Origin of the sequence: Methylovorus menthalis (assembly GCF_020523625.1) — a bacterium.
GTDB classification, from domain to species: Bacteria; Pseudomonadota; Gammaproteobacteria; order Burkholderiales; family Methylophilaceae; genus Methylovorus; species Methylovorus menthalis.
In genome coordinates, this window is the sequence record NZ_JAJAQH010000006.1 from 771,947 (window position 1) to 792,231 (window position 20,285).

The following is a 20,285-nucleotide window of genomic DNA, read 5'->3' on the forward strand; positions in this document are numbered from 1 at the left end:
CTTAATGGCTGGCGTAGCGTGCGACATTCAGTTCGCCAGCGCCAGCCACTTCCACCACGGCATAGTCACCGCTCTTCATACGTCCGAAATCGGGTGGAATCAGGAAGGTGATTGGCTGATGATGATCTCCTACGGGGGCACCAGTTGCCAGCTGCCAATGCGGCCACTCGGTGGTTGGCGGAACGCCTTCTGCTCCCATGAGTCGGGCTTTTTCCAGAATGGATCGCTTTTCATCGCCGATCAGCAGGTTCCATAACTCCACACGCACCAGTTTGCTTTGCACCAGCGCGGCTTGCGTTTTGCCATCGAGCTCTGCAGTCGTAGCCTCATATGCGGCAGCTTGGTCTGGCGAGGATGGCGTTTTGATGGAGGCTTGCCGATAGTCCGGCAAAGGTTCTTTAACCGTTTCTACCGTTGAAAAGCCGGAGGTAACAAAGCTCGCCCAGTATTCATCCGGTTCCGTATCTTTGAGAGGCAGGCTACGGCTGGCTTCATCCTGCTTAAGCAAGTAGTTGTCGTATGCGTCAGATGTTGTTTTGTCGAGGCCACGCATGGCGATTGACTGGGCTATCTGCTGCGCGATAGGCCCACCCATGCAACCTGTGAGTAGCAAAGCGAGGCCTGGCAAGATCAGTTTGCCTGCAAGACGACCCATGCTTTTACGATCAGATGGCAAGGTTGAGAAACCCGGTTGGTATATTGGGGTGAAGACTAATCTTTCTTCAAGTGCTTGTCCAGCTTGAGTAAACGCGTTTTTAGCCCTTACTTTGTGGTTTGAGCGATGTGACGCTTATCACACCGCTCAGCACGATGATGGCGACTGCAAACCAACGGTCTGCGGAAAGGGTTTCTCCCCAAATAAGGATGCCGAACAAGCTGGCGAGGACGACGGTACTATAGGCCAAACTGCCGACGATCAATGGATTGCCAGTGCGATAAGCCCGCGTCAATGCAAGCTGGGCTATCGTCGCCGAAACCCCGAGACCAGTGAGTAACAGAAGATCTCCCCAGCCAATACGGTGAAAGTCATGTATCAGCATCCATAAACCGCCGCCCAGCGTGCAAACTAGTGTGAAATAAAATACAGTGCGCCAGTCGGGTTCGCCCGCGCGCGCAAGCTGGGTTACATGGATGTAAACAATTCCGGCTAGCGCTCCGGATAGCAGGCCCAGCGCACCCGCAATCAATTCGTCTGCATGAATGCTGGGCTTGAGCAGCAGGGAGACACCGACAAACCCCAGTGCGATGGCAAAGAACAGGGTTTTACGGAATTTTTCTCCTAGATAAAACGGAGCGAGTGCCGCCATGAAAAGCGGTGATGTGTAATTCAGTGTAGTGGCCGTGGCCAGAGGTAGCTCGCTGATTGCGTAGAAGAAAAGGAGTAATGAGATAAAACCTAGCACCGCCCGCCACATATGTTTGCTGAGCAAGGGAGTGGCGAGGGATTGATTGCGTATGCGAGTCAGGCCGTAAATAAAGACGAGGCCGAAGAACGAGCGGTAGAACACGAGTTCAGCACTACTGAATTTTTGAGCTCCCAGCTTGACCAGGACACCCATGATGGCAAAGAAAAACGCAGCCACCAGCATCCATAGGCTACCCAGCCGCCATTGCCTGATCAGGCTGAAAAGATTCACAGATGGGGGTCTAACTGTTTACGCATCCAGAGGTGGAAGTGCTCAAGACCAGTTTCCATAGGGTGCTGATAAGGGCCGTGCTCATCCAAGCCCTGAACAAACAGGGCGCGGCGACCATCGTGCATCCGCTGACAGATTTCCTGATCCTCAATCGCGGTTTCATTGTAGGCCGCCTGCTGGGCTTCTACGTACTCGCGTTCAAACAGGGCGATGTCTTCCGGGTAGTAAAACTCCACCACGTTGGTGCATGCGTCCACACCTCGAGGAATCAGGTGAGATATCACGAGCACATTGGGGTACCACTCGATCATCAGGAAGGGGTAATACACCATCCAGATAGCGCCATACTTGGGGGCGGATTGTTCGCCATACTGCAACACCTGCTCTTGCCAGCGCTGATAGATGGGGGAGCCGGATTTTTGCAGCGAATGTTTTACGCCGACGGTTTGTACGCTATACCAGTCACCAAATTCCCAATTGAGCTGCTCGCAATCCACAAACTTGTCCAGCCCGGGGTGAAAAGGCCCGACATGGTAGTCTTCAAGATAAACCTCGATAAAGGTTTTCCAGTTAAAAGCATATTCTTCCACCATCACGCGGTCCAGCATGTAGCCCGTAAAATCAAAATCCTGCTTGCAGCCTAATTGGCGCAAGTCACGGGCAATATCCCTAGGGCTGTCAAATAACAGGCCCTGCCATTGCTGCAGCGAGGTTTTGTCCAAATGCAAGCACGGGTTATCAGAAAAATGTGGCGCGCCAAGCAACTCGCCCTTGAGATTGTATGTCCAGCGGTGCAAGGGGCAGACAATATGCTGCGTGTTGCCACGGCCATTCAGCATGATGGCCTGCCGGTGGCGACATACATTGCTGATCAGTTCAATTCCGTTCTGATTGTGAATCAGGGCGCGCCCTTCATGCATCCAGCCCAGGGTGTGATAGTCGCCAGGATGTGGCGCCATGAGCTCATGCCCTACATATTGGGGAGCATGTGCAAACAATACCTTTTGTTCTAGCTTGTAAATCTCGGGGTCGGTATACCAGGCAATCGGCAGCTGGGAAACAGTAGGCCGGGGCAAATTGACGGAGACAAGGGAAGCCATAGGTTGCGAACACTGATTGGAAGTGACTGATTGAATGCGAAATGCAGATAAAACGGCGGACTTGGAATTTTGCCCGAATGGGATATTTTTTCAAGCAGAATTTTACTTCCGGGGCAGATTGGGAGAGGTGATTTTTCTATGGTAAAGATGCTGGTGCAAAGGCTCGGATGAGGCGTCAAATGTTGCTTAATCGGCTGTTTTGCGCTAACCTCAACACTCTTGATGTGCAACGATTTTTTACAGAGAAACGGCCAATGAAAAATCCCCTGGATTCGATTTCCGGCACCCTGATTTCAGGCGTGATCCTGACGCTGGTGCTGTATGTTTTTCTTAAAAACTTCATATTGGCCGGGGTGTGAGCATGGATTTGTTGCCGGGGTTCGCACGCTGGATACATGTATGGGCAGGCATTACCTGGGTCGGCCTGCTTTACTACTTTAATTTTGTGCAGGTGCCTGCGTTGAAAGACGCTACTGCGGATGGCACCGCAGCGGGTATCAGCAAGCATGTGGCGCCGCGAGCACTGCTCTGGTTTCGATGGGCGGCTGTCGTGACATGGGTTGCAGGCGCAGCGCTGCTTGGCAAGGCTTTTGTTCCTGCTTTTGCATTGCAGGCCGAATACGCGGCGATTGGATTGGGTGCATGGCTGGGCACCATCATGCTGCTTAACGTCTGGGTGCTGATCTGGCCTAACCAGAAAAAAATTCTGGGGCTCGTCCCAGCGGATGATGCAGCTAAGGCGCGAGCCCGACGTGTTGCCTTTTTGGCGTCACGAACCAACACTATGCTGTCTGTCCCCATGATTTTTTTCATGACGAATGGACTGACGCACCGAGCTATTTTCGGGCTTTAGGATTTTTATATTGCTGCAAACGGCGGCATAGGCCGCCGTTTGTTTTTTTATAGATAGAGTTAAACAATGTCTCAACATTTGATGAATACCTATGCCAGACAACCTGTCACCTTTGTGAAAGGGGAGGGCATCTGGTTATACGATGCGCAAGGTAACCGTTATCTAGATGGTCTGGCAGGCGTGGCGGTGAATGGCTTGGGCCATGCCCATCCTCGGCTGGTCGCTGCCATCAGCGAGCAGGCAGGCAAGCTGATCCATGTATCCAATATCTACAATATTGCCGAGCAGGCCGCGCTGGCCGACAAGGTATGCGAGATTTCCGGCATGGATCGCGTCTTTTTCTGCAATTCCGGTTGTGAAGCCAATGAGGCTGCCATCAAACTGGCGCGTCTGCACGGACACAACAGTGGAATTGAAAACCCGGAAATCATCGTCATGGACAAGGCTTTCCATGGTCGTACGCTCGCGACACTGTCTGCTACGGGCAATCGCAAAACCCAGGCGGGCTTTGAGCCACTGGTGAGTGGTTTTGTGCGTGTACCGTTTGACGACCTCGACGCCGTGCGGCAAGTGGCAGAGCACAACCCCAATGTGGTTGCTATCCTGGTTGAGCCCGTGCAGGGCGAAGGTGGCATTAATGTGCCGCGCGATGGCAAGGCCTATCTCGAAGGCCTGCGTGCGTTGTGTGATGAGCATGGCTGGCTCTTGATGCTGGATGAAGTGCAGAGCGGCATAGGCCGTACCGGTACCTGGTTTGCATTCCAGCATACCAATATTCAGCCGGATGTCATGACCCTGGCCAAGGGCTTGGGTTCTGGTGTGCCGATTGGCGCATGTGTGGCACGGGGTGCCGCTGCCGAGGTGTTTACCTACGGTAAGCACGGTTCCACCTTTGGTGGCAATCCATTGGCAACGGCTGCCGGTCTGGCCACGCTGAATATTATTGAGCAAGATGGTTTGTGCGCCCATGCTGAAGCAATGGGTAACTGGATTTGCGATGCTTTCCGCGCAGAGTTTGCGGGCGTGAAGGGGATAACCACCATACGCAATGCCGGTCTGATGATTGGTATTGAGCTTGATCGTCCTTGTGGCGAATTGGTCAAGCAAGCTCTGGAGCAACGTTTGCTGATCAATGTCACGGCAGAAAAGGTGGTGCGCTTGTTGCCGCCGCTGATCATTAATCAAGATGAAGCTCAGCAACTGGTCAGCCAGCTCTCTGCTCTGATCAAGACCTTTTTAGGCCAATAAATAAAGAATTAAACTTATGGCAATCAAACACTTTTTGCAATTCAAGGACTTGAACCGGCAGGAACTGGATCATATCTTTGAACGTACGCGCTGGATCAAGCAGCAGTTCAAGGCTTATCAGCAATACTGGCCCTTGTCTGACCGTACGCTGGTCATGATTTTTGAAAAGGCCAGCACCCGTACACGTTTGTCGTTTGAGGCTGGCATGCAGCAACTCGGCGGTTCGGCGATTTACCTTAACACCCGTGATTCCCAGCTGGGACGCGGTGAGCCGGTGGAGGATGCGGCGCAGGTCATCTCGCGCATGAGCGATATTGTGATGATCCGTACGTTTGAGCAGGAGATTATTGAGCGGTTTGCGGCTAATTCCCGCGTGCCGGTGATCAATGGCCTGACTAACGAGTACCACCCATGCCAGATACTGGCCGATATTTTTACTTTTATTGAGCATCGTGGGCCTATCCAAGGCAAGACCGTAGCTTGGATAGGCGATTCCAACAATGTCTGCAATACCTGGCTGCAGGCTGCTGAAGTGCTGGATTTCAATGTGCATGTCTCTACGCCGCCGGGCTATGAAGTTGAGCCCGAGCGCGCTGGCCTTTATGGGCATGAGCATTACGAGGAATTTACCGATCCGATGGAAGCTGCACGTGGGGCTGACCTGGTGACGACCGATGTCTGGACCTCCATGGGCTTTGAGGCCGAAAACGAAGAGCGCATGCGCGACTTTGCTGATTGGCAAGTGGATGCCGACATGATGCGTGTGGCCAAGTTAGATGCCTTGTTCATGCATTGCTTGCCAGCACATCGTGGTGAAGAGGTGGCTGCAGACGTGATTGATGGTCCTCACTCGGTGGTTTGGGATGAAGCGGAGAATCGCCTGCACGTGCAAAAGGCCTTGATGGAATATCTTCTGCTGGGCAAGGTGGCCTGACAGTAACGCGGTATGGATAACAACAAGCCTGTCGAGCTTTCCAGTCATATCCTGCCGGTAGCTTCCACCATGGTGGGAGTGTGTGTCACGGTTATCTCTGTCATCCAGATTGCACCAGACAAGGCCATATCCAGTTGGGCGGACAAGCTGTTGGCAGTAGACAGCCTGGCATTCATGGCGAGCACGATGCTGTCGTATTGGTCCATTCGACATAAGGATCATCTGCAGCGTATCGAACGCTATGCCGATCGGCTGTTTTTGCTGGGGATGGCACTGATGGTATTTGTCAGCTTCCTGGTGGCGTTTGAGCTGTTCACTGACTAGTTTAAGATTTGCATAAGTAACTAAAAGATAACAGGAAAAAGTAATGAGTGATGTGAAAAAAGTAGTGTTGGCCTACTCGGGTGGATTGGATACCTCCGTCATCCTTAAATGGCTGCAAGATACCTACCAATGTGAGGTGGTGACCTTTACCGCTGACTTGGGCCAAGGCGAAGAGCTGGAACCGGCACGCGAAAAAGCCAAGAAATTCGGCGTCAAGGAAATCTATATTGATGACCTGCGCGAAGAGTTTGTGCGCGATTTCGTATTCCCCATGTTCCGCGCCAATACCGTATACGAAGGTGAATATCTGCTCGGTACCTCCATCGCTCGTCCACTGATTGCCAAGCGCCTTATCGACATTGCCAATGAGACCGGTGCGGATGCCATTTCGCATGGTGCGACGGGTAAGGGCAATGACCAGGTACGTTTTGAGTTGGGTGCTTATGCGCTCAAGCCTGGTGTTAAGGTCATCGCGCCATGGCGCGAGTGGGATTTGCTGTCCCGCGAAAAGCTGCTGGCCTATGCAGAGCAGCACGGTATCCCGGTAGAAATGAAACACAAGCAGGGGGGTAGCCCCTACTCCATGGATGCCAATCTGTTGCATATCTCTTATGAAGGCCGTCATCTGGAAAATCCAGCTGCCGAAGCCGAAGAAGATATGTGGCGCTGGACGGTGAGCCCAGAAAAGGCCCCCGATCTGGCCGAGTATCTGGATGTGGAATATGAGCACGGCGATATCGTGGCGCTCAATGGCAAGCGTCTGAAGGCGCATGAAGTCCTGGCTGAGCTTAACCGCCTGGGTGGTCTGCACGGTATTGGCCGTCTGGATCTGGTGGAAAACCGCTATGTGGGCATGAAGTCCCGTGGCTGCTATGAAACGCCAGGCGGTACCATCATGCTGAAGGCGCACCGCGCGATTGAGTCGATTACACTGGACCGCGAAGTGGCGCATTTGAAGGATGACCTGATGCCGCGTTACGCCAGCCTGATCTACAACGGCTACTGGTGGAGCCCTGAGCGTATTGCATTGCAAACCCTGATTGATCATACACAGCTGAATGTGAATGGCTGGGTGCGCCTCAAACTCTACAAGGGCAACGTCATCGTGGTGGGCCGTGACAGCAAGACGGATTCACTGTTTGATTCCACGATTGCCACGTTTGAAGACGATGCAGGCGCCTATGACCAGAAGGATGCCGGTGGTTTCATCAAGCTGAATGCATTGCGCATGCGTATTGCTGCCAATTTACACAACAAGAAAAAGTAAACAGGAGAGTCTCATGGCCCAGTTCGATAATGTAAGCGTCAAGAAAAAAGCCAATATCTATTTCGATGGCAAATGCGTCAGCCACACTGTGCTGTTCCCTAACGGAACGCGTTGTACGGTAGGGGTGATTTTTCCTAGTACGCTGACTTTCAATACCGGCTCGCCGGAACTGATGGAAATCAATGCCGGCGTGTGCAAGGTGCGTCTCAAGGGTGAAGAAGCCTGGAACACTTACCAGGCAGGTGAAAAATTCACCGTGCCAGGCAATTCAAGCTTTGATATTGAAACTGTCGAAACGCTGGATTACGTCTGCCACTTTGAGTAAGCCATGATAGACCGCGATTATGTGCGCCTGATGGCGCGCTATAACCGCTGGATGAACGAGAAACTGTTTGCGGCGGCGGCTGGTCTTAGCGAAGAACAGCGGCAGCAGGACAAAGGTGCCTTTTTCAAATCCCTGCATGGCACGCTGATTCATCTGCTCTGGGCGGATGACATTTGGCTGTCAAGGTTTGAAGCGGGTGCCCGCCGTTATGAGGATAAACCCGGTGATTTTGCCGGTTTAAGCGAGCGCCGGCTGATACTGGATAATGCGATCGTCGCGTGGTCCATGGGGGTCAGCAATAACTGGCTGCAAGAAGATCTGTACTGGTATAGCGGTATACAGCAAGAAACCTTGCAGCGTCCAGCCTGGGTTGCGGTAACGCATTTCTTTAATCACCAGACACATCATCGCGGTCAGGCCACGACCCTGCTCATGCAGTCTGGTATTGATCCGGGCGTGACTGATCTCGCTTTTATGGATATCACGGAAACACAGTAAACAACAGGAACACAGATCATGCCTACATTTGATATTTCTTCTGAAGTCGATATGGTTGCCTTGAAAAACGCCATTGATGTGGCCGGACGCCAGATCACGAATCGCTATGATTTCAAGGGTACCAGTGCCGCTGCGGAGCTGAATGAGAAAGACAACCTCATCACGCTGCATGGGGACTCCGACTTTCAGCTGGATCAGATCAAAGATATTTTGCTGCCCGCCATGGAAAAGAAAGAAGCGGACAGTGCCAAACGTCTGGATCATCAGGATGTGCAGAAAGTATCGGGCAACAAGGTCAAGCAGGTACTGAAAATCAAGGCCGGCATTGATACCGAGCTGGCGAAGAAAATCGTCAAGCTGCTGAAGGATAGCGGCCTCAAAGTGCAAGCCAGCATACAGGGCGATACGGTACGCGTGACCGGAGCAAAGCGCGACGTGCTGCAAGATGCCATTGCCTTTGTCAAAAAGTCGGTCACCGATTTCCCCTTGCAATTTGGTAACTTCAGGGATTAATACCGCATTTGCGGTGACAGGAATTTAGATAGCCAACCGTGGTCCGTGAGCCCGGTTCAGCAAATGGAAAGTATAAGCAAATGGCAAAAACCCTTTACGATAAATTGTTCGACTCCCATGTGGTGCGTGAGGAAAACGGCACCGCATTGCTGTATATCGACCGCCACCTCGTGCATGAAGTGACGAGCCCGCAAGCCTTTGAAGGATTGAAAATCGCTGGGCGCAAACTCTGGCGTATCAGCTCGGTGCTGGCCGTGCCTGACCACAATGTGCCGACGACGGATCGTTCACAGGGGATTGCAGACCCGATTTCGCGCTTGCAGGTTGAGACTCTGGACCAGAACTGTGTCGATTTTGGCGTGACTGAATTCAAGATGAATGACAAGCGCCAGGGGATTGTGCACGTTATCGGGCCTGAGCAGGGCGCTACTTTGCCTGGCATGACCGTGGTCTGTGGTGATTCGCATACCAGCACCCATGGTGCATTTGGCGCATTGGCGCATGGCATCGGCACATCAGAGGTTGAGCACGTCATGGCAACCCAATGCCTGGTGCAGAAAAAATCCAAGGCCATGCAGATTCTGGTGGAAGGCGAGCTTGGCCGTGGCGTGACCGCGAAAGATGTTGCGCTGGCCGTGATCGGGCGTATCGGTACCGCTGGTGGTACGGGTTACGCCATTGAGTTTGCGGGTTCCGCTATTCGTTCGCTCAGCATGGAAGGTCGCATGACCTTGTGCAATATGGCAATTGAAGCGGGTGCACGGGCCGGTATGGTGGGGGTGGATGACATCACCATCAATTACCTTAAAGGCCGTCCTTATGCACCAACTGAAGCGCAGTGGGATGCCGCTGTCGTCTATTGGAAAACCTTGCATAGTGATGCTGGCGCTAGCTTTGATGCGGTGGTTGAACTCAAGGCAGAAGATATTCAGCCGCAAGTAACCTGGGGTACCTCGCCAGAGATGGTCACCGCCATTAATGGCCGCGTGCCTGATCCAGAGCAGGAATCTGATCCTACCAAGCGTGGCGGGATTGAGCGTGCCCTGCAATACATGGGGCTGGAAGCCAATACCCCCATTGAGGCGATCAATATCGACAAGGTATTCATTGGTTCATGCACCAATTCGCGAATTGAAGATTTGCGTGCGGCTGCCATGGTGGCCAAGGGTAAGCGTGTGGCTTCAAATGTGAAGCTGGCCATGGTGGTGCCAGGCTCTGGCTTGGTGAAGGCGCAGGCTGAGCAGGAAGGCTTGGATCGTATTTTCCTGGATGCCGGATTTGAATGGCGCGAGCCGGGGTGTTCCATGTGCCTCGCCATGAATGCAGATCGTCTTGAACCCGGTGAGCGCTGTGCTTCTACCTCCAACCGCAATTTTGAAGGTCGTCAGGGTCAGGGTGGGCGTACCCATCTGGTGAGCCCGGAAATGGCAGCAGCTGCAGCTGTGGCAGGGCATTTTGTTGATGTCAGGACAATGCTATAAAGCAACGCCTGAAGCATGCGCGCATGCATTAAAGAGTTGGGCAGGCGTGGCCTGCGTTTTCATCGTATGTAATTGAGAGCATAGGGGAACAGATATGAAATGGATGACATGCATGGTCATGTTGGCATTGTTGAGTCTCACGGCCTGTAATACTGTAGAAGGCATGGGCAAGGATATTGAAAAGGCTGGCGAAGCCATCCAGAAAACGAGCAAGTAATGCAAGCATTCACCCAGTTGAATGGAATCGTGGCACCGCTGGATCGCGCTAACGTCGACACCGATGCCATCATTCCCAAGCAGTTTCTGAAATCCATCAAGCGCTCGGGTTTTGGCCCCAATGCCTTTGATGAATGGCGCTATCTCGACCATGGCGAGCCAGGAATAGACAACAGCAAGCGTCAGATTAACCCCGACTTCGTGCTCAACAAGCCACGTTACAAGGGCGCGAGCATCTTGCTGACGCGTGAAAACTTTGGTTGCGGCTCTAGCCGTGAGCATGCGCCTTGGGCGCTACTTGATTATGGCTTCCGTGCCATTATCGCGCCGAGTTATGCGGATATCTTTTTCAATAACTGCTTCAAGAACGGCATTTTGCCCATTATCTTGAACGCCGATGTAGTGGATGGCCTGTTTCAGGCAGTGGAAGCCGATGAAGGCTACAAACTCACGGTGGATCTTGCCACGCAGACGGTGAATACGCCGGATGGCCAATCCTATGCGTTTGAGGTGGATGCATTCCGCAAGCATTGCCTGCTAAATGGACTGGATGATATTGGCCTGACCTTGCAGCATGTTGACGATATCAAGACGTTTGAAATCAAGCACAAAGCAGCGCAACCCTGGCTGTTTAACTAACTTCTCATTAAAGAATATTCAGGAAATCGCGGTATATGAAAATAGCAGTTTTGCCGGGTGACGGCATCGGTCCCGAAATTGTGGCGCAAGCGGTCAAGGTATTGAATGCCTTGAATATTGGCATTGAAATGCAGGAGGCACCCATCGGCGGCGCTGGCTATGAAGCGGCTGGGGATCCATTGCCAGAAGCTACATTGGCACTGGCAAAGTCTTCGGATGCTGTTTTGCTCGGCGCTGTGGGCGACTGGAAATATGACAAGCTGGAGCGTCATTTGCGTCCTGAGCGTGGCCTGTTGCGTATCCGCAAGGAGCTGAACCTGTTTGCCAATCTGCGTCCGGCATTGCTGTATCCCGAACTGGCATCCGCTTCTACATTGAAGCCTGAAGTGGTAGCCGGGCTGGACCTCATGATTGTGCGTGAGTTGACCGGGGATATCTACTTTGGTCAGCCGCGTGGCATTACAACTCTGGAAAACGGCGAGCGTGAGGGTGTCAATACCATGCGCTACAGCGAATCCGAAATCCGCCGTATTGCCCACGTTGCCTTCGGCATTGCCATGAAGCGTAATAAAAAGGTGTGTTCGGTGGACAAGGCGAATGTACTTGAGACCACCGAGTTATGGCGCCAAGTCATGATTGAAGTGGCAAAGGAATACCCTGAAGTCGAGCTTAGCCATATGTATGTGGATAACGCCGCCATGCAGCTGATTCGCGCGCCCAAGCAGTTTGATGTGATGGTAACGGGTAATATTTTTGGTGACATTCTCTCTGACGAAGCGTCCATGTTGACCGGCTCCATTGGCATGTTGCCATCGGCATCGCTGGATCAGAACAACAAGGGGATGTATGAGCCAAGTCATGGCTCTGCGCCTGATATCGCCGGTAAGGACATTGCCAATCCTCTGGCGACGATTTTGTCGGCAGCGATGATGTTGCGTTATAGCTTCAACGATGAGGCCAATGCCACGCGTATCGAAAACGCTGTTAAAAAAGCGCTGGCTGAAGGCTACCGTACAGCGGATATCTACACTGAAGGATGCCGTAAGGTTGGCTGTGCTGCCATGGGCGATGCCGTGGTTGCTGCCTTGTAAACAGATCAAAAGCGGAAATTAGCGGTTAATAAGGCTGCTTTTTCGCCATAAGGAAATGCACATGTTAAGAGTAGGATTTGTCGGTTGGCGTGGCATGGTGGGTTCCGTGCTGATGCAGCGAATGCGTGAAGAGCGCGACTTTGATCATATCGATCCCGTGTTTTTTACTACCTCCCAAACAGGAGGACTGGGCCCGGATATCGGCAAGGATGTGCCGCTGTTGAAGGATGCCCGTGCCGTGGATGAGTTAAAGGCCATGGATGTGATCGTTTCCTGCCAGGGTGGCGACTATACGACCGAGATTTTCCCGAAATTACGTAACAGTGGCTGGAGTGGCCACTGGATTGACGCGGCATCGACCCTGCGCATGGAGCAGGATGCCGTCATTGTGCTCGACCCGGTGAATCTTGATGTGATCAAGAGTGCCTTGGTGAGCGGTGGCAAGAACTGGATTGGTGGTAACTGTACTGTCTCGCTGATGCTGATGGCGCTGAATGGTTTGTTCCGCGAAAATCTGGTGGAATGGGCTACTTCCATGACCTATCAGGCGGCGAGTGGAGCAGGCGCACAAAATATGCGCGAATTACTCAAGCAGATGGGCGAGGCGCATCGTGTAGCCAGTGACCTGCTGAATAATCCGGCCTCGGCCATTCTCGATATCGATCGGGAAGTCGCGGGCATTCTGCGCGATGACCGTTTTCCTACCGATCATTTCGGAGTTCCGCTTGCTGGCAGCCTGATTCCCTGGATCGACAAGGATCTTGGCAATGGTCAGAGCAAGGAGGAATGGAAGGGGCAGGCTGAAACCAACAAGATATTAGGGCGGGAGGCAACGCCAGTTCCTATTGATGGCCTTTGTGTGCGAATCGGCGCCATGCGCTGTCATTCACAGGCGCTGACCATCAAGCTGAAAAAAGATGTGCCCTTGGATGATGTCGTGGGGCTGCTTGATGGCGCGAACCCTTGGGCAAGCGTAATCCCTAATGAGCGTGATATCACTATTCGTCAACTGACGCCTGCCGCTATTACCGGCACCTTGAAGACGCCTGTTGGCCGTTTGCGCAAGATGAGCATGGGCAACGAATATTTGTCGGCATTCACCGTGGGTGACCAGCTCTTGTGGGGCGCTGCCGAACCTTTGCGTCGTATGCTGCGAATTCTGGTTGAGCATTAATCTTTTAAGTGCTCTGCTTGCTCAGCAGGATGGACCATTTTTGACAGTTAAAATTAGCGTGCAAATGTGATGTGAGCTGTCAGCTTGCATCTGTAAATGATTGATGTTAGCTTACAAACCAATACTGCAATAAGGGTGGAATAGTGCATAAGTCTAAACTAAAACGGATTTCGCTCGCGGTTTGCCTGGCGATGATGCCATGGGCTGCAGATGCTGCCGGCTTGGGAAGATTGACGGTTGCATCTGGCCTGGGTGAACCATTAAGTGCCGAAATCGAGTTGCTTGGAACTACTCCGGATGAACTCGAGTCTCTCTCGGCTGCAATTGCTCCAGAAGCCGCTTATGCTGTGCAAGGTGTTGAGCGCAGCCCTATTCAGAATGCCATTCAGATCAATATCAGCAGAAAATCCAACGGCACTGCTGTTCTCAAGCTAAGCAGTAATCAACCCATTACGGATCCCTTTGTAGATATGCTGATCCAGGTTGAATGGGCTACTGGTCGGCTGGTGCGTGAGTACACCATGTTGCTGGATCCTCCCGGCTACGCTACACCTAATCCCAATAGCAATCTTCCACAGGCTGTTGCGCCCGCGACCGGCGCATCTCAGCCAGCGAGTCAATCTCCGATAGCTTCGGGAGCGGTGCAGTCCGGCTCTAATAGCTCGAATGCATCAACACCCAATATCTCAAAACCTAATAGCCGCAAACCTGCAGCTGCTATTAATAAGCCGAAGCCGCTTGAGAGCGATGGCACCGGGCAAACCCACACCACAAGTCGTGGCGATACCTTAAGTGCTATCGCCCGGAATGTTGATGCGGAAGGTATTAGCCTCGATCAGATGCTGGTTGGTATATATCGCGCGAACAAGAGTGCTTTTGCCGATAACAACATGAATCGTCTGAAGGTGGGGCAAATACTGCGTATTCCGCCAGCCCATGAAGTGCAAGACATTAGCAATGCCGAGGCTCGTCAGGAGATTCAGCTGCAGGCTGCAGATTGGAATGCCTACCGCAAACGTCTTGGAGAGTCCGTTGCTACTTCAGCCGCGGGCCGTGAAGGTGAAGGCAGTCAGTCTGCCAGTGGCAAACTTACCTCTGCGGCACAGGATAAGGCCGCGCAGTCACAGTCTGGTTCACGTGATGTTGTTCGCTTGTCTAAAGGCGACGCACCGGATGGTGCTGCTGCCCGGTCTGCGCAAGAAAAGCTTAATACTTTGCAGGAAGAGGCCATTGCAAAAGAAAAAGCCTTGCAAGAAGCAAACGAGCGTGCTGCCGCCCTGGAGAAGCAAGTCCAGGATATGCAGAAGCTGCTCGCGATCAAAAATCAGGCGATGGCCGTGCTGAAAGACAATGCGGCCGCTCAGTTGCAGCCGAATAGTCATGATGCTGACCAGAAAGTTGAGCCGGACTCGAGGCAAGTGCCAGCTGAATCTACTCAGTCGGTCAAAACGGATAAAAATGCTGTCAAGCCGGAAGAGAAAGCCCCTGCAAGAGTCGAACCCAAATCGGCCGTGACCCCTGCTTCTGTTCCTGTGCCAGCTGCCGAGCTGATTGATGGTGTTGATAATGAAAAGCTGATGCTGTGGGGTGGTGCAGGCGCTGCGTTACTTCTGCTGCTTGGTGGCTGGTTATATTTGCGTAACAAGCGCAAACGTAACTTGGATACTTTTGAGAAGGCGATCCTCACCTCAAGTGGCTTGAAGGCAAACACGGTATTTGGTAGCACCTTAAGCAGCAAAGTTGATTCAGGTGACACTTCATTCCTGACAGATTTTTCGCAGACTGGTGGTGGCATGATCGATACGCATGATGTCGATCCTATTGCCGAGGCCGAGGTGTATATGGCTTACGGGCGCGATGCCCAGGCCGAAGAGATTCTGCGAGATGCCATAGCCAAGGACCCTAAGCGTTACGAATTGCATCACAAGCTCTTGGAGATGTATGCCGCTCGTAAAGATACCTCTGCATTTGAAACCTTGGCGGGTGAAATATATGCCACGATAGGGGCAAGTGATCCTCAGTGGCGCAAGGTGGCGGAGTTAGGTCGCAAGCTAGATGGTCAGAATCCCATTTACCAGGGTGGTGAGGATGGCTTAGGTCTGGATGATGATCTGGGTTTGGATGACGTGCCTTCAAGAGCTAATGCTGACATCGCGAGTGCCATGGATTTCTCCTTGGACGACAATCTGGATGAGGAAACTTTTTCTACGGCTGACCCCTTAGTAGACACGTCCTCTGATCTGGATTTTGGTCTTGGTGATGATAAGCCAGCAGAGACTTCTGTCGCGGCAGATGATAGCAATGCTCTTGATTTCGTCGGGTTTGATGTTAATGCTACGGACCAGGATGATGATCTAGGGAATAGAAAAGGCGGGTTGGAAGGGGCCTTGGCTGCAGAATCGATGATGGCACCTACCATCATCGATGAGTTGCCTGAGCGCTATTCGGCCGATGATCAAGTCGGAGCATCTGCTGATAGTCAGAACTCCGATTCCAATGATATTGATTTCCAGCTTGATTTGCCGGAATCCCCAGCAGCTAGCACCATACAGATGGATATAGGTGATTTCGGTAATACATTGCCTGGCCTGCCTGAGGAAGATGAGGGGTTGACATCGGAGACTGCGAAGGGTGCTCTCCCATCCGGGTTTGATTTGAATCTGCCCATGTCCGAAACGGATAATGGTGATTTCCCCGACCTTGACCTTTCCGCTTCGACGTCATTTGAACCTGAATCCAAGCCGCTTGATGTGGCGGATGAAAAAGAAGTTGTATTTGGTACAAGTGATGCGGTTTTTGACGAGGCAGAGCCTGTCAATAGTTTTATAAGTGAAACTCCATTTTCCGAACCAAATGAACGTATTCCAGATGTTAGTCTGGACTTTGATACACCATTTGGCGCTGAGGATAAAAGCATACCGAACTCTGAAATAGAGTCTGCTGCTAATCTGCCTGACGCATTTAATGAGGACCCGGTAGAGGAAATCGTTTTTGAATCACCCACGAATAGCGATGTCGATCTGGACTTTAATCTTGATAGTCTTAGTAGCGCGGATGAGGATGACGCCTTGCCTGATCTGAATGCAAGCGACTCCGAGCCGATCACGCCAGCTGAAGTCGATTTTTCTGATATCAGTCTTGATCTGAATGGCACTGCCGAAGAACCTCTGCCGGAAGCCATCGCAGCGGAGTCCGCTGAGGTTGATACCAAGCTGGATTTGGTGACAGCCTACATGGATATGGGGGATAACGAAGGCGCCAAAGAGTTGCTTGATGAAGTGCTTAGCGAGGGCGGTCCGCAACAGCGGGCGCGAGCGCAGGCTATTATGAACAGTCTGGGTGCCTAGCTAGGCTACGCAATTCAGAAGTTAGAAAAAGCCGGATTATTTTGATCCGGCTTTTTTCTTAAAGATGATGAGAAAACCTGACAGAAGGTATTCGTAATGTTGAGGTTTAAATGAGAGTTGCCCTGGGGCTAGAGTACGACGGTGCCCATTTTTGTGGTTGGCAGAGCCAGCCAGGCGGCTGCGGCGTTCAGGATGCGCTGGAGAGAGAGCTTGCCCGCATGGCCTGTCATCCGGTGCGTGTCATTGCCGCAGGTCGAACTGACACGGGTGTTCACGCCTTGGTGCAGGTCGTACATTTTGAAACAATGACCGATCGACCACTGAGCGCCTGGGTCCGTGGAGTCAATGCGGGCCTACCCCCCAGCGTGCGAGTGTTATGGGCGCAGCAAATGGCAGACGATTTCCATGCGCGGTTTTCTGCCCGGCAACGATACTATCAATATCTCTTGTTTGATCAAGCTGTCGCGCCGGCCATTTTGGCTGGTAAGGTTGGCTGGTTTCATCAACCTCTTGATGTGGCTGCCATGGCAGAAGCCGCCACACATTTAATCGGTGAGCATGATTTCAGCGCATTCCGTGCCGCTGAATGCCAGGCTAAATCTCCGATACGTACATTGCAGCAAGCCGAGGTGTGTCGTGAGGGACAGGCGATTCTGTTTGAATTTAGCGGTAATGCTTTTTTACATCATCAGGTACGGAATATGGTCGGCGCCTTGGTATATGTTGGCAAAGGCAGTCAGCCACCGGTTTTTATTCATGAGCTTCTGCAAAGCAAGGATCGTCGTCTGGCGCCGCCCACGTTTTCCCCGGATGGCTTGTATCTGAGTGGAGTTGGCTATGAATCGCGCTGGGGCTTGCCAGATACTCGTCGATTCGTGCATTTGTCACTCGCCTGAGCTTGGTTATTCGCTTTGTCCCCATGTGACATGCAAGAACGTTTCAGTTAACCTAGCGATCTCAATTTAATTCCGACTTCACCAAAGAGCTTAATTTTGCGCACCAGGGTCAAAATATGCGGGATCACCCGGGCAAAAGATGCCATCGCTGCTGTGCAGCAGGGGGCTGATGCCATTGGTCTCGTTTTTGTTGAGGCTAGCCCGCGTCACGTCAGTATTGCGCAGGCCAAAGATGCTATTCGTAGCCTGCCGCCATTTGTGACGGTTGTCGGTTTGTTTGTTAATGCCGACCCAGCGTATGTTGAACAGGTGCTGAATGAGGTACGCCTGGATATATTGCAGTTTCATGGGGATGAATCCCCTGAAGAATGCCAGCGTTATGCTCGACCTTATATGAAGGCAATACGCGTCAGGCCTGACACAAATTTGCTACAATACGCCCTCGATTACTATCATGCCCGTGCGCTGCTGCTGGATGCCTATGTTGACGGGGTTGCTGGCGGTACTGGCCAGCGATTTGACTGGACACTGATACCATCAAACTTGCCTCTGCCAATTGTACTGGCGGGGGGGCTTGATGCGGACAATGTGGCAGATGCGATAAAGCAGGTTAGACCCTACGCTGTGGATGTCAGTGGTGGTGTCGAGGCCCAAAAAGGAATTAAGGATGCTGGCAAAATTGCCGCATTCATGCGAGGAGTTACAGATGCAGCTTTATGATATGCCTGACGACAGAGGCCATTTTGGTCCTTACGGCGGGATTTTTGTCGCAGAAACTCTGGTGGAAGCCCTGGAAGAATTGCGTGTCATGTATGAGCGCTTTCGCCATGACCCTGAATTTCTGGCCGAATTTGCACATGATCTGAAGTATTTCGTTGGCCGCCCCAGTCCCATCTACTATGCCAAGCGCTGGTCTGAACGGGTAGGTGGCGCTCGCATTTATCTCAAGCGGGAAGATCTCAACCACACTGGTGCTCACAAGGTGAATAACACCGTAGGGCAGGCATTGCTGGCAAAACGGATGGGCAAGCCGCGCGTGATTGCCGAGACGGGCGCAGGGCAACATGGGGTGGCTACAGCAACCATTGCGGCGCGTATGGGGCTGGAATGTGTGGTTTACATGGGCTCTGAGGATGTTAAGCGCCAGGCGCCTAATGTTTATCGCATGAAGCTCCTTGGCGCAACAGTTGTGCCAGTAGAAAGCGGCTCAAAAACCCTCAAGGATGCGCTGAATGAAGCCATGCGCGACTGGGTAACCAACATCTCCAACACGTTTTATATTATTGGCACTGTGGCTGGTCCGCATCCTTACCCCATGATGGTACGCGACTTCCAGGCCGTGATTGGCGTAGAAGCCAAGCAGCAAATGCAGGAAATGATCGGGCGCCAGCCAGATGCGGTCGTGGCTTGTGTGGGCGGCGGGTCCAATGCCATGGGTATTTTCTACCCTTATATCAATGAAGAGAATGTTCGCCTGATTGGCGTTGAAGCTGCTGGACTTGGCTTGGCCACCGGCAAGCACGCGGCGCCATTGACAGCCAATAGCTCAGTAGGTGTGTTGCATGGCAACCGTACTTACCTGATGCAAGATGAGGACGGCCAGATCATCGAAACGCATTCGATCTCGGCTGGCTTGGATTATCCAGGGGTAGGGCCTGAGCACGCCTGGCTGAAAGATAGTAAGCGTGCTGAATATGTGGCCATTACCGACGACGAAGCCATGGCTGCTTTCCATAGCCTTTGCCGTACCGAGGGTATTATTCCGGCGCTGGAGTCCAGCCATGCGTTGGCCTACGCCGAAAAGATGGCGGCGACCATGTCCCCCGACCAAGTCATTCTGGTGAATCTCTCCGGTCGTGGCGATAAAGATATCAATACCGTGGCTGGTCTGTCCGGCATCACCCTCTAATACTTACCGTTATTAAGATCCCATTCATGTCTCGCATAAAAACCACGTTCGATCAGCTCAAGCAGCAGGGGAAAAAGGCACTCGTCCCTTACATTACCGCTGGAGATCCGCACCCCGACCTTACCGTAAAGTTGTTGCACGCCATGGTGGCGAACGGTGCCGATATGATTGAGCTTGGGGTGCCTTTTTCAGATCCGATGGCGGATGGCCCCGTTATCCAGCGCGCCAGCGAACGAGCCCTGGTCCATCACGTAGGATTGAGCCGCGTGCTGGAGATGGTGCGCGAGTTCCGTCAGCAGGATAATGTGACGCCTATCATTCTGATGGGCTACGCTAACCCGGTTGAAGCCATGGGGCAGGAAAAGTTTTCCGATCGTGCCCAGGTAGCTGGAGTGGATGGCGTGCTGACGGTGGATTATCCGCCAGAAGAGTGCAAGGAGTTTACAGCATTGCTGCAGGCACGGGGCATTGATCCCATTTTTCTGTTATCACCAACAACCGAGCCTGCTCGCGTTGAGGTGATTGTGAATCAGGCAAGCGGTTTCGTTTACTATGTCTCACTCAAGGGTGTGACGGGCGCTAAAAACCTCGATATTGAAGAGGTGGCGCAAAAAGTGGCTGAAATTCGAACCCTGACGGATTTGCCAGTGGGTGTGGGCTTTGGTGTGCGTGATGCTGCGACCGCAACGGCGGTTGCTGCCATTGGCGATGCAGTGGTGGTGGGCAGCCGTATGGTGCAGGCTGTGGAACAATCCAATGATCAAAATCTCGTCGATAACGTGGCTGCGTTGATGAAAGAATTGCGCATCGCGGTAGACGCTGCTTAAAAAGGA

At 52.4% G+C, this 20,285-nt stretch carries 21 protein-coding genes; 18 read left to right on the forward strand and 3 right to left on the reverse strand.

Annotation, left to right across the window (positions count from 1 at the left end; genetic code table 11):
• Position 1 precedes the first annotated feature (1 nt).
• The 3 genes from LG204_RS09435 to LG204_RS09445 all read right to left on the reverse strand — a co-directional run bounded on the left by LG204_RS09435 (position 2) and on the right by LG204_RS09445 (position 2,737).
• Complete coding sequence (locus LG204_RS09435) at positions 2 to 655, reverse strand: hypothetical protein (RefSeq protein ID WP_230337032.1); 654 nt, start codon at positions 653 to 655, stop codon at positions 2 to 4.
• Positions 656 to 755: 100 nt separating this feature from the next.
• Positions 756 to 1,637 carry a DMT family transporter gene (locus LG204_RS09440; RefSeq protein WP_328441588.1) on the reverse strand — a complete coding sequence of 294 codons (882 nt, stop codon included), beginning with the start codon at positions 1,635 to 1,637 and terminating at the stop codon, positions 756 to 758.
• On the reverse strand, positions 1,634 to 2,737 hold the full coding sequence (locus LG204_RS09445) for an aromatic ring-hydroxylating oxygenase subunit alpha (RefSeq protein WP_230337034.1): 1,104 nt from the start codon (positions 2,735 to 2,737) through the stop codon (positions 1,634 to 1,636). The genes LG204_RS09440 and LG204_RS09445 overlap by 4 nt, the downstream gene beginning before the upstream one ends.
• 361 nt (positions 2,738 to 3,098) lie before the next feature.
• Between LG204_RS09445 and LG204_RS09450 the strand changes: the two genes are divergently transcribed.
• The 18 genes from LG204_RS09450 to trpA all read left to right on the forward strand — a co-directional run bounded on the left by LG204_RS09450 (position 3,099) and on the right by trpA (position 20,279).
• Entirely contained in the window at positions 3,099 to 3,590 is a 492-nt protein-coding gene (locus LG204_RS09450) for a urate hydroxylase PuuD (RefSeq protein ID WP_230337035.1), read from the forward strand.
• 66 nt (positions 3,591 to 3,656) lie between these two features.
• Positions 3,657 to 4,838 carry an aspartate aminotransferase family protein gene (locus tag LG204_RS09455; RefSeq protein WP_230337036.1) on the forward strand — a complete coding sequence of 394 codons (1,182 nt, stop codon included), beginning with the start codon at positions 3,657 to 3,659 and terminating at the stop codon, positions 4,836 to 4,838.
• Between the two features lie 16 nt (positions 4,839 to 4,854).
• Positions 4,855 to 5,772 (forward strand): ornithine carbamoyltransferase, encoded by a 918-nt coding sequence (argF, locus tag LG204_RS09460; RefSeq protein ID WP_230337037.1) that lies wholly within the window; start codon positions 4,855 to 4,857, stop codon positions 5,770 to 5,772.
• Between the two features lie 12 nt (positions 5,773 to 5,784).
• Positions 5,785 to 6,096 carry a hypothetical protein gene (locus LG204_RS09465; protein WP_230337038.1) on the forward strand — a complete coding sequence of 104 codons (312 nt, stop codon included), beginning with the start codon at positions 5,785 to 5,787 and terminating at the stop codon, positions 6,094 to 6,096.
• A gap of 43 nt (positions 6,097 to 6,139) precedes the next feature.
• Positions 6,140 to 7,363, forward strand: coding sequence for an argininosuccinate synthase (locus LG204_RS09470; protein WP_230337039.1), 1,224 nt, complete (start codon positions 6,140 to 6,142; stop codon positions 7,361 to 7,363).
• 13 nt (positions 7,364 to 7,376) lie between these two features.
• Positions 7,377 to 7,688, forward strand: coding sequence for a pyrimidine/purine nucleoside phosphorylase (gene ppnP, locus LG204_RS09475; RefSeq protein WP_230337040.1), 312 nt, complete (start codon positions 7,377 to 7,379; stop codon positions 7,686 to 7,688).
• 3 nt (positions 7,689 to 7,691) lie between these two features.
• Positions 7,692 to 8,186, forward strand: a complete 495-nt coding sequence (locus LG204_RS09480; RefSeq protein ID WP_230337041.1) for a DinB family protein — start codon at positions 7,692 to 7,694, stop codon at positions 8,184 to 8,186.
• A gap of 18 nt (positions 8,187 to 8,204) precedes the next feature.
• Complete coding sequence (locus LG204_RS09485; protein ID WP_230337042.1) at positions 8,205 to 8,699, forward strand: YajQ family cyclic di-GMP-binding protein; 495 nt, start codon at positions 8,205 to 8,207, stop codon at positions 8,697 to 8,699.
• An 80-nt stretch (positions 8,700 to 8,779) separates the two neighbouring features.
• Positions 8,780 to 10,180 (forward strand): 3-isopropylmalate dehydratase large subunit, encoded by a 1,401-nt coding sequence (leuC, locus tag LG204_RS09490; RefSeq protein ID WP_230337043.1) that lies wholly within the window; start codon positions 8,780 to 8,782, stop codon positions 10,178 to 10,180.
• Positions 10,181 to 10,274: 94 nt separating this feature from the next.
• Positions 10,275 to 10,397 (forward strand): entericidin A/B family lipoprotein, encoded by a 123-nt coding sequence (locus LG204_RS09495; protein ID WP_013442395.1) that lies wholly within the window; start codon positions 10,275 to 10,277, stop codon positions 10,395 to 10,397.
• Entirely contained in the window at positions 10,397 to 11,035 is a 639-nt protein-coding gene (gene leuD / locus LG204_RS09500; protein WP_230337044.1) for a 3-isopropylmalate dehydratase small subunit, read from the forward strand. The genes LG204_RS09495 and leuD overlap by 1 nt, the downstream gene beginning before the upstream one ends.
• A gap of 35 nt (positions 11,036 to 11,070) precedes the next feature.
• Complete coding sequence (gene leuB, locus LG204_RS09505) at positions 11,071 to 12,126, forward strand: 3-isopropylmalate dehydrogenase (protein WP_230337045.1); 1,056 nt, start codon at positions 11,071 to 11,073, stop codon at positions 12,124 to 12,126.
• A gap of 61 nt (positions 12,127 to 12,187) precedes the next feature.
• Positions 12,188 to 13,300 carry an aspartate-semialdehyde dehydrogenase gene (gene asd, locus LG204_RS09510; RefSeq protein WP_230337046.1) on the forward strand — a complete coding sequence of 371 codons (1,113 nt, stop codon included), beginning with the start codon at positions 12,188 to 12,190 and terminating at the stop codon, positions 13,298 to 13,300.
• A gap of 143 nt (positions 13,301 to 13,443) precedes the next feature.
• Positions 13,444 to 16,647, forward strand: a complete 3,204-nt coding sequence (locus LG204_RS09515) for a FimV/HubP family polar landmark protein (RefSeq protein WP_230337047.1) — start codon at positions 13,444 to 13,446, stop codon at positions 16,645 to 16,647.
• A 110-nt stretch (positions 16,648 to 16,757) separates the two neighbouring features.
• On the forward strand, positions 16,758 to 17,543 hold the full coding sequence (gene truA, locus LG204_RS09520; protein ID WP_230337048.1) for a tRNA pseudouridine(38-40) synthase TruA: 786 nt from the start codon (positions 16,758 to 16,760) through the stop codon (positions 17,541 to 17,543).
• Between the two features lie 96 nt (positions 17,544 to 17,639).
• A complete protein-coding gene (locus LG204_RS09525) occupies positions 17,640 to 18,263 on the forward strand; it encodes a phosphoribosylanthranilate isomerase (RefSeq protein WP_230337049.1) in 624 nt (207 codons plus the stop codon).
• On the forward strand, positions 18,250 to 19,452 hold the full coding sequence (trpB, locus tag LG204_RS09530; protein WP_013442388.1) for a tryptophan synthase subunit beta: 1,203 nt from the start codon (positions 18,250 to 18,252) through the stop codon (positions 19,450 to 19,452). The genes LG204_RS09525 and trpB overlap by 14 nt, the downstream gene beginning before the upstream one ends.
• A gap of 26 nt (positions 19,453 to 19,478) precedes the next feature.
• Entirely contained in the window at positions 19,479 to 20,279 is an 801-nt protein-coding gene (gene trpA / locus LG204_RS09535) for a tryptophan synthase subunit alpha (protein WP_230337050.1), read from the forward strand.
• Positions 20,280 to 20,285 lie beyond the last annotated feature (6 nt).